12 protein-coding genes are annotated in these 12,232 nt (G+C 69.5%); 5 read left to right on the forward strand and 7 right to left on the reverse strand.

The genetic code is table 11. The features are described from left to right. Positions 1-66 precede the first annotated feature (66 nt). The 3 genes from pknB to AB0B82_RS28140 are packed head-to-tail and all read left to right on the forward strand — an operon-like array spanning position 67 to position 4,178. Positions 67-2,031: a Stk1 family PASTA domain-containing Ser/Thr kinase gene (gene pknB / locus AB0B82_RS28130; RefSeq protein WP_360174882.1), complete on the forward strand. Its 1,965-nt coding sequence runs from the start codon at positions 67-69 to the stop codon at positions 2,029-2,031. Between the two features lie 37 nt (positions 2,032-2,068). After that, the gene (locus tag AB0B82_RS28135; protein ID WP_360174885.1) at positions 2,069-2,959 is read left to right on the forward strand and encodes a DMT family transporter; all 891 of its coding nucleotides are present in this window, start codon (positions 2,069-2,071) and stop codon (positions 2,957-2,959) included. 19 nt (positions 2,960-2,978) lie between these two features. Further along, positions 2,979-4,178 (forward strand): glucoamylase, encoded by a 1,200-nt coding sequence (locus tag AB0B82_RS28140; RefSeq protein WP_360174888.1) that lies wholly within the window; start codon positions 2,979-2,981, stop codon positions 4,176-4,178. Here the strand turns inward: AB0B82_RS28140 and AB0B82_RS28145 are convergent. The 3 genes from AB0B82_RS28145 to AB0B82_RS28155 all read right to left on the reverse strand — a co-directional run bounded on the left by AB0B82_RS28145 (position 4,175) and on the right by AB0B82_RS28155 (position 6,482). Next, complete coding sequence (locus AB0B82_RS28145) at positions 4,175-4,732, reverse strand: hypothetical protein (RefSeq protein ID WP_360174891.1); 558 nt, start codon at positions 4,730-4,732, stop codon at positions 4,175-4,177. The two genes, AB0B82_RS28140 and AB0B82_RS28145, sit on opposite strands and share 4 nt — an antisense overlap. 55 nt (positions 4,733-4,787) lie before the next feature. Continuing rightward, positions 4,788-5,858: a glycoside hydrolase family 172 protein gene (locus AB0B82_RS28150; protein ID WP_360174894.1), complete on the reverse strand. Its 1,071-nt coding sequence runs from the start codon at positions 5,856-5,858 to the stop codon at positions 4,788-4,790. Positions 5,859-5,954: 96 nt separating this feature from the next. Beyond that, positions 5,955-6,482 (reverse strand): hypothetical protein, encoded by a 528-nt coding sequence (locus tag AB0B82_RS28155; RefSeq protein ID WP_360174897.1) that lies wholly within the window; start codon positions 6,480-6,482, stop codon positions 5,955-5,957. Between the two features lie 117 nt (positions 6,483-6,599). Here AB0B82_RS28155 and AB0B82_RS28160 point away from each other — a divergent pair, with 117 nt between their 5' ends. Further along, the gene (locus AB0B82_RS28160; protein WP_360174900.1) at positions 6,600-7,037 is read left to right on the forward strand and encodes a VOC family protein; all 438 of its coding nucleotides are present in this window, start codon (positions 6,600-6,602) and stop codon (positions 7,035-7,037) included. Positions 7,038-7,043: 6 nt separating this feature from the next. Here the strand turns inward: AB0B82_RS28160 and AB0B82_RS28165 are convergent, their stop codons facing one another. Beyond that, entirely contained in the window at positions 7,044-7,601 is a 558-nt protein-coding gene (locus AB0B82_RS28165) for a TetR family transcriptional regulator (protein WP_360174903.1), read from the reverse strand. A 63-nt stretch (positions 7,602-7,664) separates the two neighbouring features. On the opposite strand from AB0B82_RS28165, the gene AB0B82_RS28170 reads away from it, so the two are divergent. Beyond that, on the forward strand, positions 7,665-8,570 hold the full coding sequence (locus AB0B82_RS28170; protein ID WP_360174906.1) for an alpha/beta hydrolase: 906 nt from the start codon (positions 7,665-7,667) through the stop codon (positions 8,568-8,570). A gap of 151 nt (positions 8,571-8,721) precedes the next feature. Here AB0B82_RS28170 and prs read toward each other — a convergent pair whose 3' ends face one another. The 3 genes from prs to AB0B82_RS28185 are packed head-to-tail and all read right to left on the reverse strand — an operon-like array spanning position 8,722 to position 12,129. Then, a complete protein-coding gene (gene prs, locus AB0B82_RS28175) occupies positions 8,722-9,699 on the reverse strand; it encodes a ribose-phosphate diphosphokinase (RefSeq protein ID WP_360174908.1) in 978 nt (325 codons plus the stop codon). 37 nt (positions 9,700-9,736) lie between these two features. After that, a complete protein-coding gene (locus AB0B82_RS28180; protein ID WP_360174911.1) occupies positions 9,737-10,759 on the reverse strand; it encodes a GntG family PLP-dependent aldolase in 1,023 nt (340 codons plus the stop codon). Beyond that, positions 10,756-12,129, reverse strand: coding sequence for a class II 3-deoxy-7-phosphoheptulonate synthase (locus AB0B82_RS28185; RefSeq protein WP_360174914.1), 1,374 nt, complete (start codon positions 12,127-12,129; stop codon positions 10,756-10,758). Before AB0B82_RS28185 ends, AB0B82_RS28180 begins: the two co-directional genes overlap by 4 nt. Positions 12,130-12,232 lie beyond the last annotated feature (103 nt).

Genomic DNA, 12,232 nt, shown 5'->3' on the forward strand with positions numbered 1-12,232 from the left:
CACGGTCACGCTGAGCCGTTATCTACACTCTCTGCAGATGACTTGGGGAGAGGCGGCTCACGGCAGGTGACGGACGACGTGGACACGCAGGTCAGCGACCGCCTCGTCGGGCGAGTGCTCGACGGTCGGTACCGCGTGCGCTCGCGTGTCGCGAAGGGTGGCATGGCCACCGTGTACCAGGCGCTGGACACGCGCCTGGACCGGACCGTCGCGCTCAAGGTGATGCACGACGGGCTCGGTGACGACGCCCAGTTCACCCGCCGGTTCGTGGCCGAGGCCCGGGCCGCCGCGCGGCTCTCGCACCCGAACGTGGTGGCCGTCTTCGACCAGGGTGACGACGACGGCACGCTGTTCCTGGCGATGGAGTACGTCCCGGGCCGCACGCTGCGTGACGTCATCCGCGACCAGGCACCGCTGTCCCCCGCCCGTGCGCTCGATCTGCTCGCCCCGATCCTGTCCGCACTGTCCGCCGCCCACGACGCCGGCATCGTGCACCGCGACATCAAGCCCGAGAACGTTTTGATCTCGGACAAGGGCGCGGTCAAGGTCGCCGACTTCGGTCTGGCCCGGGCGGTCAGTGCCAGCGGCAACACCGCCACGCAGGGCCTGTTGATGGGCACCGTGTCGTACCTGGCGCCGGAGCTGGTCACCGACGGCAGCGCGGACGCCCGCTCGGACGTCTACTCGGCGGGCATCCTGCTGTACGAGATGCTCACCGGCCGGAAGCCGCACTCCGGCGACACCCCGATCCAGGTCGCGTACGCGCATGTGCACAACGACGTCCCCGCGCCGTCACTCGAGGTGCCGGGCATCCCGCCGTACGTCGATGCGCTCGTCCAGCGCGCGACCGCGCGGGAGCGGGATCTGCGGCCGACCGACGCGCGGGTGTTCAGCCGGCAGGTGCACCGGGTCCGCAGCGCCCTGGAGGAAGGGCTGCCGGACGACCCGGAGCTGACCGGCGACCTGACCGTGCCGATCCAGCAGATCCGGCAGGACAGCGGGTACGACGACGGCTACACGCGCGAGGTGCCTCGCTTCGACGAGCAACCCCTCCGCCACGAGACCATCGTCGTACCGGTCGAGCAGGGCCGTCCGACCGGCGCTCCGGCCACGTCCGCGCCACCGGTCAAGCCGCTGCCGCCGCGACGGCGGTCACGCGGTCCGCTGGCGCTGATCCTCATCCTGGCGGCCGCGATCGGCCTCGGTACGGCGGCCTGGTACTACGGCATCCACCGCTACACGACCACGCCCGATCTGGTCAACCTGGAGCCTGCGGCGGCGCAGGCGATGGCTGCGGAGTCGGGACTGCGGACGGTTCTGGACAACCAGGAGTACTCCGAGGACGTGAAGGCGGGGCTGATCATCCGGACCGACCCGCAGGCCGGTGACCGGATCCGCAAGGACGGTGAGATCGGTCTCACCGTCTCGAAGGGCCCGGAGCGCTATCGCGTGCCGCAGCTCGTCGGCCTCGACCTGCAGGCCGCGCAGCAGGCGTTGGGGTCGGTCAAGCTGATCACCGGGCAGATCAACGAGCAGTACAGCGAGACCGTGCCGAACGGCCAGGTGATCGCGATCAGCCCGAAGTTCAACACGCTGGTGAAGCCCGGTACCGCGGTCAACTTCGCGGTCAGCAAGGGCAAACGGCCGATCGCCGTCCCGGACCTGACCGGCAAGTCGTACCAGCAGGCGAACAAGACCCTGCGCAACCTCGGGTTCGTCGTGACGCGCACCACGCAGTACGACGAAAAGGTCGCCGAGGGCAACGTGATCAGCCAGAGTCCCAACAGCGGCACGCTGTTCGCCAAGGACAAGGTCGCGCTGGTCGTGTCGCTCGGCCCGCCGCTGCGCGAGGTCCCGGACGTGAAGCGCAAGACCACGGCCGAGGCCCAGAAGATCCTCACCCAGGCCGGTTTCGTGGTCCGGGTCGAGAAGGCACCGTTCAACCTGGGGCTGAACATCGTCGCCGCGCAGAACCCGAGCGCAACCAAGAAGGTCAAGCCCGGCAGCACGATCGTCATCACCGTGCTCTGAGCGCCGGTTTTGCCTTCCCTGGCAGGCGAATGATCTGATGTCCGGCGTGAGCCACCCGCGCCTTGCTGTGCTGGCCCTGCTGTCGGTCGCGGCGGCCTGGGGTTCGACGTTCTTCCTCACCAAGGATCTGCTCACCCGGATGGACGTCGCCGACTACCTGGCGTTGCGGTTCCTGATCGCGTCGGTCGCGCTGATCCTGATCCACCCGCCCGCGATCGGTCGGTTGAGCCGGCTGGACCGCGGCCGCGGGGTGGCCCTCGGCATCACGTACGGCATCGCGCAACTGCTGCAGACCGAGGGCTTGCAGCACACCTCGGCGAGCGTGTCCGGCTTCGTCACCGGGATGTACGTCGTGTTCACGCCGCTGCTCGGCGCCGTCATCCTGCGGCACCGGATCGGCCGCTGGGCGTGGTGCGCGACCGCGCTCGCCACGGTCGGTCTCGGCGTCCTGTCGCTGCGCGGGCTCAGCCTCGGCACCGGCGAACTGCTGACGCTCGCGTCCGCCGGGCTGTACGCGCTGCACATCATCGGTCTCGGCGCCTGGTCGACGTCGCGGAACGCGTTCGGCCTGTCGGCGCTGCAGATGATCGTGATCACCTGCGTGTGCGCGATCGGGGCGCTGCCGGGCGGGTTCTCGGTGCCGGCTACCGGGCGCGACTGGGTCAGCGTGGTGTACATGGCGCTGGTCGCCGGTGCGTTGGCGCTGATCGTCCAGACCTGGGCGCAGGCACACCTGACTCCCACCCGCGCGGCGATCGCGATGACAATGGAACCGGTGTTCGCCTCGACGTTCGCCGTCCTGTTCGGTTCCGATCAGCTGACCGTGCGGATGGTGATCGGCGGCGCTTTGGTGGTGTCGGCCATGTATCTGGTCGAGTTGGCGCCACGGCGTAAGTTCGAGGCGGAAGTGCAGCATCTGGCCCAGTAGCGCAGGCGGCAGGGGGATCATGCGAGCGAATCGGCGACGGGACCGGTGGTTCCCGTACGTCGTGATCGCGGTCCTGCTCGTGACGCTGGCAGCCGGGACGATCAACAACGTGGTGCGGAACCCGCAGCCGCGGCTGGTGTCGGACGGGCGGCCCGGCGGATCCGCACTGACGGCCGATTCGTCGCTCAGCAGCAACGATCTGCTGCACGGCGCGTTGACCGACCTGGACGGGTTGACCCTGCCGAACGGCGCGACGCTGGCCGGGTGGAACGGTCCGTGGCGGTACGTCTGGCCGCGGGACGCCTCGTTCGTCGCGGCGGCCCGGTGCGCGGTCGGTCAGTACTCCCAGGCCCGCGACGTGCTGTCCTTTCTGGATCGCGTTCGGCCCGCGGCGGGACGCTGGGAGGCGCGGTACACCGAGTCCGGCGAACGCGTCGCGGACGGGCGCGAGCCGCAGCTGGATTCGTCGGGGTGGGTGATCTGGGCAGCCTGGTTCTGCCGCGTCGGTGATCGGTACTGGGAGCTCGTGCGCGAGTCGGCCGACCAGATCGTCGCCGAGCTGGGCCGGGACGGGCTGCCCGCGGCGTCACCGGACTATTGGGAGCGGACGGAGAAGACACCGACGCTGGGGACGGTCGCTCCGCTACTGACCGGACTGCGTTCTGCTGTTGCTATTGCTACCCAGCTGGGCCGGTCGGACGACGCCGTGCGTTGGCGGACTGCGCTCGAAAGGTTGTCTGCGGCAACCGATCGGTCCTTCGGACCGGAGTACCCGCGGACACCGGCGCGGGCGGTGGGTTTCGTGGAGTCTGGTGTGCAGCCGGTCGGCACCGGTGGTGGACGGGATGCGATCGTGACCGTGCTCGGTCCGCCGTTCGCGCCGGCGCGGCCCGTTGTCAGTACGGCGATCGAGCGCGCGCACGCCGTGCTGACGCAGCCCAACGGTGGCGTGACGCCTGGTGAGGACTGGCGGACCGACGGGGTTTCCTGGACGCCGGAGACCGCGTTGTTCGCGCTGAGTGCCGCGGCGCGTGGGGATCAGGCCACTGCTCGGCGGCTGCTCGCTTGGCTGGCCGACCACCGGACCAGGTCGGGAGCGCTGCCGGAGAAGGTCAACCGCGACCTGGAAGCGGCCGGCGAGGCACCGCTCGCCTGGACCGCGTCGCTGGTCGTCCTCACCGACGCGGCGCTCCGTGGTTCGTTGCCGATCCCGGGTTAGTTCTTCTTCTGCTGTTTGAGCTCGCGGAGCCGCAACCGACGGAGCCTGCGCCGCCGCAGCCGTTGGCCGAACGACAAGGCTCCGCGCTCGCGGCGGCGGTTCTCGTCCCGCGTCAGCCAGAGCCACGCCCCGGCGCCCAGCGCGAAGATCGCGGCGGCGATCGGCACCGACAGGTACATCGCGAACGGCGACCTGTTGAAGACGGCGTCCGACGACGTCACCCACACCGTCACGTGCTCGCCCTCGTCCGGGCGGTTGCAGGTCGACAGCAGACCGTCGTGCTGACGGCCGTCGGTATCCGTCCAGGTCAGGTCGACCCGGTAGGACGTGCCGCTCGGGCTCCTCCGTCCGGTGCCATCCTTGTGCTCGGCGCAGGGACCGTCGGCCACCGCCGCGCCCGCAACGGCGTCCACCTTCGTGGTGCGGAAGGTCGCCTGCTCGAAGAAGTCGCCCGGCTGGTCCGACTGCACGAGCAGCGCGAGCCCGAAGACGATCGCCCACGCGAGCGCGCCCGCGATCGACCAGCCGACGACGAACAGCACCCGGCGTAGCACAGCACTCCCTCGCTCGTCCCCCCGTGGACGGCGCGAGTCTAAGTGTGCACCCGGGTCAGCAGATCTCCATGACGTCGTGCGTCGGCGCGTCCGGACGTGTCGTACTGGTCTTGCCGGAGTAGAAGAACGCGGTGGACGCGATGTCGTCCTGCAGCGGGAGGTACCGGCCGCCGGAGCGCCAGCCGAGGGCCTGGACGTCGACCCGAAGGCCCTCTTTGAAGCGGATGGGGTCGGGGAGGTGGAACCGGTACATGCCGAAGCGCTGCTGGCTCTGGTACTGCCCGTCCGGGCGGATCACCTGCGGCATCCCGAGGTACGGCGTACTGAACTCGGTGTAGCCGCCGAGGTGGGGTACGTCGAAGTTCCACGCACCGCCGAAGTAGTCCTCCGTGCCCGTGCCGCAGATCGTCGGGAACTCGTCGTCGCCGTCCAGGTAGAACTTGACCTCGCCCTCCCCCCACCATCCTGAGCTGTTGACGCCCCAGGCCAGGTAGGTGCCGACATAGTGCCCCGGGCCCTCGACGCCGTCCAGCAGAGTGTGCACGGTCTTCGACGGGAGTGGGTTGCTGCGCCGCCACTGGGCGTGCAGGTACGCCGACTTGTCCGGTACCGCACCGAGCCAGTAGTCGACCTGGAAGTACACCACCACTGCCTCGTCGTGGGTGTTCTCCAGGGTCAGCTGCGCCCGCGACTGGAACGGCATCTCCCAGTAGCAGTTGAAGCCGCCGTTCGGGTTCACGGCGACCGGCAGCGAGTTCACCTGGGCGAACCGGCCCCACCCGGAGCAGAAGAAGTCACCGACCGGCGTCTCGATCGCCGGTGCCTGGTCGTCGTCCCAGTGCGCACGCAGGACCAGCCGGCGCCAGTGGTCGACGTGCGTGGTCAGCCAGATGTGCGTGATGCAGCCGGATCCGGTGATGTCCGCGAGCGTCACGGTCTCCCCCGGTCCGATCTCGATCGACGGCGAGACCTTCCATCCCTGGCCCAGGTCCCGGGCCGCGCGGGCGCCGGTCCCCTCGGTCCGCCGTCCACCCTGACCGGGCTCGCCGGTCGGGTTCTCCGCGCTGATGGACCGCGTCTCGACGTCCGCGAGCGCGCTGATGCCGGTGAGATTCCCAAGAGTCATACCGCGACCTTAGGCGCGCCAGGGTCCGCCGAGAAATCGATTGCCCACTAAGTGGGCAGCTGGAGCCGTGCGGCGCCGCTCAGCAGGGCGGACTGTTCAGCAAGGGCGGACTTTGGCTTCGAGGCCGTGCTCGAAAGAAAGGCAGGCCCAGGGGCGGCCCTGGTCCGACTTTGCGCGGACGATGAGCGGGTACGCGTCGGCGCCGCGGACCTGCGGGTTTCGCTCGGTCGGGAGCGAACCGACTGCACCGCCGCGTGCCTCGGCCGCGGCCTTGACGTCGGCGACCGACACCGCGCTGCGAGCGCCTTTCTCGGCGGCGTTCTTCGCGTCGGTCGCGACCTGGAGGGCGAACTCGATCTCCGGCGGCTTCGACCACAGCGTCTGCGTCACCGGGATGACGAGACCGAACATCACCAACCCGATCGCGGTGACGATCTGCCGCAGCCGCCGGCTCTGATCGGTGAGCAGCAAGGTCGCACACCCGAGCGCGAGCAGCAGCGTCAGCCCACGCAGGATCCAATGCCGATCCAGCCGCCCGTCCACCGCCAGCCCCGCCGCGACCGCCACCACCACACAGACCCCGGCCGCACCCAACGCCTGCACCCGAGGAGACAGAGAACGCATGCCGCAGACGATAGACGGTACGCCGGACCTGGCCGCAGGCACGTACTGATGTCGAGGACGTGGTGCCGGGTTCGTCCTAGGGTCGAAAGAGGCTCCATCGAGGGAAGGATTGCAGCCGTGGCGGTTGAGGAGATGAACAACGTCGGCATCGTCGTCGACGACTTGCAGCAGGCGATCGCGTTCTTCACCGAACTCGGCCTGGAGCTCGAAGGCGAGGCCGACATCCAGGGCAGCTGGGCGGACCGCGCGGTCGGCCTGGACGGGATCCACTGCCGGATCGCGATGATGCGCACCCCGGACGGGCACGGCCGGCTGGAGTTGTCGCAGTACCACTCCCCCGCCGTACTGGACTTCACCCCGAAGAACCCACCGCACAACATCCTCGGAATGCACCGGGTGATGTACAAGGTCGACGACCTCGACGACACCATCGCCCGCCTCGACCGGCTCGGTGGCGAACTCATCGGCGAGATCGCGGAGTACGGCGACCAGGTCCGACTGTGCTACTACCGCGGGCCGGCCGGCATCATCCTCGGCCTGGCCGAGTACCGCTGACCTACCTCAGGCGTCCAGGGCGAGTGCTCGGACGGCGCGTTCGATGCTGGGACGCAGGTCGAGGTCGGGGTCGACGGTGAGGCGGTGCAGGAGCAGGCCCTCACCGAGTGCCATGATCGCGCGGGTCGCCGGTACCGGATTCGCGATGCCGACGGCGGTCACGATCCGCTCGCTCCACTGCTCGAACACGATCCGCTGGCGGCGCAGCGGCTCGCCGAGTTCCGGATCGCCCGCGAGTTCGAGGAACAATGCGTACCGCGCGCGGGTGCGGGCGGCGTACGGCCCGCTCTGCAGTTCGGTCATCACGCACAGCCCGTCGATGAGCGCGTCGACGGTCGCGATCCTGGGCAGCGCGGCCGGGTCGAAGTCGGCGCGCTCGCGTTCAGCGATCCAGTCGACGATGCCCGCGAGCAACGCGCGGCGGGTCCGGAACCAGTTCGACGTCGAGCCCGCCGGCAGCCCGGCGCGCTCGTCGACGCGCGCATGGCTCAGGGCGCGAACGCCGTACGTCCCGAGCACCTCGACGGCAGCTTCGAGGGCGCGGTCCCGGGTGGTCGCGGGCATCGACACCTTTCTCGAGTGGGTCTACTATGAAAATAGTAGGCCATCGCACGAAGGGGGGACGCCATGGCCACGCCGGAACCCACGACGACACACTCGAACGACGCACCGATCTGGTCGCCGCCACTGCCTCCTGCCGAAGGCTTCGAGCATCTCGTGGTCTCGACGCCGGGGCTGCGCACGCATCTCGCCGCGATCGGCGAGGGCGAACCGGTCGTGATGCTGCACGGCTTCCCGCAGCACTGGTGGCAGTGGCACGCGATCGCGCCGGTGGTCGCCGAGGCCGGGTACCGCGTGCTGTGTCCCGACCTGCGCGGCGCCGGCTGGACCGCCGCCGACGATCTGCGCATCGGTCGCGAGACTCGTCTCCGGGACCTGTTGGCGATCTTCGATGCGCTCGGCATCGATCGCGCGCACCTCGTCTCGCACGACATGGGCGCGATCACCGCGCTGCAGTTGTCGTACGAGCATCCGTTGCGGGTGCGGACCGCCGTACAACTGTCCGTGCCGCCGGGATTCATGGCGTTCAGCCCCAAGGTGATGCCAGGGTTCCGGCACCTGCCGGCGTTCATCTGGCACAAGCCCGGTGCGTCGCTGCGCCAAACGTTCGCGCCGCCGTACGTCGCACATCCGATGCACGAGGCTGCTATCGAGGCACACCTCGCCCCGATGCGCCGCCCCGAGATCGACCGCGCGGTACGGCGGCTGACCCGAGGCATGATCCTGCCCGAGGCAATGCGCCTGGCCCGCGGCGCCTACCGCCGCCGCCGACTCACCGTACCCACCCTGATCGCCGTCGGCCGCCAGGACTACCCGTGGGCCGAGAACCTCGAGCACATCGCTCGCCACCCCGAACGCCACGCCGACCACGTCGAGCTCGCCTACATCGACAACGCCGCCCACTTCGTCACCGACGACAACCCCTCCGCCGTCGCCGAGCTGATCCTCGACTGGCTCACCCGCGCCACCTGACCGCTCGCGCGCTGCCCCGGTGATCTCACTGGGAAACAAATCGCCGTCAGGTGCCCAAAAGTTTCCCAGCGGGCGGCGGGCGATGAGTCTGGTGAAGCCGAGGGATCGGCCGGCGCATCCCACCTGCGTCCCGTGGCGCGCGGCGGATCAGCTAGAAGGGGAGCTTGGGTTGGGGTGGCGCGTGGGTGGGGTCCACGCCGTCGAAGAGGCTGCTTACCGACTCGCCGCCGTGGATGCGTTTGATGGCCTCGGCGAACAGGCCGGCGACCGACGTGACCTGCAACTCGGGGAAGCCGGACGGGCGCGGGACGGTGTCGGTGCTGATGACCTCGGTGATCGAGGGGTGGGAGCGCAACCGTTCCACGGCGGGACCGGCGAACAGGCCGTGGGTGCAGGCGACGGCGGCGGAGGTGCAGCCGTGGTCCTTGAGGCGGTCGAGGAGTTCGATGATCGAGCCGCCGGTGGCGATCTCGTCGTCGAGGACGATCGCCTTCTTGCCGGCCACGTCGCCGACGATGGCGTCGATCACGACCCGGTCGTCGGCCAGCCGCTGCTTGCTGCCGGCTGCGACCGGTACGCCGAGCAACCGGGCGAACTGGGTCGCGGTCTTCGCGTTGCCGAGGTCCGGGCTGACGACCACGGTGTCGGACAGCTCCCGCCCGCGGAAGTGGTCAGCCAGTACGCCGATCGCGGTCAAGTGATCCACCGGCACCGAGAAGAACCCGTGGACCTGCGGCGCGTGCAACGCCATGGTCAAAACGCGGTGAGCACCCGCGGTGGTCAGCATGTCCGCGACCAGACGACCGCCGATGGAGATCCGCGACGCGTCCTTCTTGTCGGAGCGGGCGTACGCGTAGTGCGGAATGACGGCGGTGATCTGCTGCGCCGACGCACCGCGCGCAGCGTCGATCATCAGCAGCAGCTCCATCAGGTGCTCCTGCGTCGGCGGCACCAGCGGCTGGACGACGTACACATCGCGTTGCCGGCAGTTCGTCTGCAGTTGCACCTGCAGACAGTCGTTGCTGAAACGGTTGATCTCGACCGGAGACAGCGGTACGCCGAGATCCTTGCAGATCTGCTCCGCCAACTCGGTGTGGGCACTTCCGCTGAACACGACGATTTCTCGCACGGCTCTCCCCGAACGCTGCGACCCCGACAGCTGCACCCTAACCGATCAGTCGCGCGAGAATTTCCGCGGCCGTCCGGCAGTCCGCCGCGGACGCGTCCAAGTGGGTGACGATCCGCAGCTGGGTCGCGCCGACCCCGCCGACCAGCACCCCTGAGGCGCGAGCGCCTTCGACGATCCGGGCGACCGATTTACCGGTCGCGGCCAGGTCGACGACGACGATGTTGGTCTCGACCTGCTCGGGTTTCACCGACCCCGGCGCTGCGTCCGCGATCAGCGAGGCGATCGCCCGCGCGTTGGCGTGGTCCTCGGCGAGACGCTCGACGTTGTGCTCCACGGCGTACAACCCGGCCGCGGCCAGCACGCCGGCCTGCCGCCAGCCGGCGCCCAGCCGCTTCCGCCAGACTCGCGCCTCCCGGATCAGCTCAGCCGACCCGACCAGCACCGAACCGACCGGTGCACCGAGCCCCTTCGACAGGCAGACGCTCGCCGCGGCAGCCCGCGAGGCGTACGACGCGGGCGTCCGGCCGGTCGCTACAGCGGCGTTCCACAACCGGGCGCCGTCCAGGTGCAGCGGCATACCGCGGGCGTCGAGCTCGTCGGCCAGTTCGTCGAATGCGTGCTGGATCGATCCACCGCCGAAGTTGTGCGTGTTCTCGACCGAGACCGCCGACGTGACCACGAAGTACGGGCCCAGGTCGGGAGCGATCAGCGCCCGGATCTGCTCGAGGTCGATCTGCCCGGACGGCGCGCTCCACGTGCGGGTGGTGACCCCGCTGACGGCCGCGTGCGACCCGAGCTCCGCGCGGACGATGTGCGCCGAAGCCTCACACAGCACCTCGCCGCCCGGCGGGACCAGGGCGCGTACGCCGAGCATGTTCGCGAGCGATCCGGTGACGGTGAACAGGCCGGCTTCGTGCCCGAGCAGGCCCGCGACTCGCTCCTCGAGCGCGTTGACGGTCGGGTCCTCGCCGTACACGTCGTCGCCGACCGGGGCGGACGTCATCGTCGCCAGCATCTCCGCCGAGGGACGGGTGACGGTGTCGGAGCGCAGATCGATCATGCCTGCGCTCCGCGCAGCCGCTCCGCGACCAGGAACGCCAGCTCGAGCGACTGGTGCCGGTTCAGCCGGGGGTCGCACGCCGTCTCGTACCGGTTCACGAGATCCTCCGCGACCAGCTCCTCACCGCCGCCGAGACACTCGGTGACGTCGTCGCCGGTCAGCTCCATGTGCACGCCGCCCGGCCAGGTGCCGACCTGCTCGTGCGCGTCGAAGAAGCCCTGGACCTCGTCCATCACGTCCTCGAAGTTGCGCGTCTTGTATCCGTTCGGGGTCTCGTAGGTGTTCCCGTGCATCGGGTCGCACACCCATGCGATCGGCGAACCGTGGTCGCGGACCGCCTCCAGCAGCGGCGGCAGCGCGGTCCGGATCTTGCCCGCGCCCATCCGGGTGATGAACGTGAGCCGGCCCTCAATGCCCTTCGGGTTCAGCTTGTCGATCAGCGCGCGGATGTACTCCGGAGTCGTGGTCGGGCCGATCTTCACGCCGAGCGGGTTCGTCAGCGAGGCCAGGAACTCGACGTGCGCGCCGTCCAGCTGCCGGGTCCGCTCCCCCACCCAGAGCAGGTGGCCGGACACGTCGTACGGCTGCTCGGTGCGTGAGTCGATCCGGGTCAGCGCGTGCTCGTACTCGAGGATGAGCGCCTCGTGCGAGGCGTAGAAGTCGACGGTCTTGAACTCGTCCGACGTCGCGCCGCACGCCCGCATGAAGGCCAGCGCGCGCTCGATCTCCGACGCCAGCTGCTCGTACCGCTGGCCGACCGGCGACGACTTCACGAAGTCGGTGTTCCAGGCATGCACCTGGTGCAGGTCGGCGTACCCGCCGGTGGTGAAGGCGCGCGTCAGGTTCAGCGTGGCCGCCGCCGCGTTGTACACGCCGCGCAGCCGCTGGGGGTCCGGGATCCGGGCCTCGGGGGTGAAGTCGAAGCCGTTGACGGCGTCACCGCGGTACGACGGAAGCGTCACGCCCTCGCGGGTCTCCTCACCCGAGGAACGCGGCTTCGCGTACTGCCCCGCGATCCGGCCGATCTTCACGACCGGCACACTCGCGGCGTACTGCAGGACGACCGACATCTGCAGCAGCACGCGGAGCTTGGCGCGGATGTTCTCCGCGGTCACGCCCGCAAACGTCTCGGCGCAGTCACCGCCCTGAAGAATGAACGCCTCGCCGCGGGCCACCGCCCCGATCTTGGTGGTCAGGTCGTCGCATTCACCGGCGAACACCAGCGGAGGCAACGTCCGCAGCTCCGCGATCACCTGCTCCAGCACATCCCGATCCGGCCACTCCGGCTGCTGCAGCGGCTGCAGGGCCCGCAGCTCGTCCAGCGTGAGAACCCCGGGAACCTGCCCCGCCGTCAACGTCGCGAATTGCATGACCCAAGCCTAGATGATTGATGCACGGCTGGGCCTGGGATCTCAGTGGTCGTAGGCGGTTATGGACCGGAGTACGGGTGCTCCGATTCGGTCGTTGTGCCAG

This window comes from Kribbella sp. NPDC048915 (genome assembly GCF_040649595.1).
In the GTDB taxonomy this organism is placed as follows: domain Bacteria; phylum Actinomycetota; class Actinomycetes; order Propionibacteriales; family Kribbellaceae; genus Kribbella.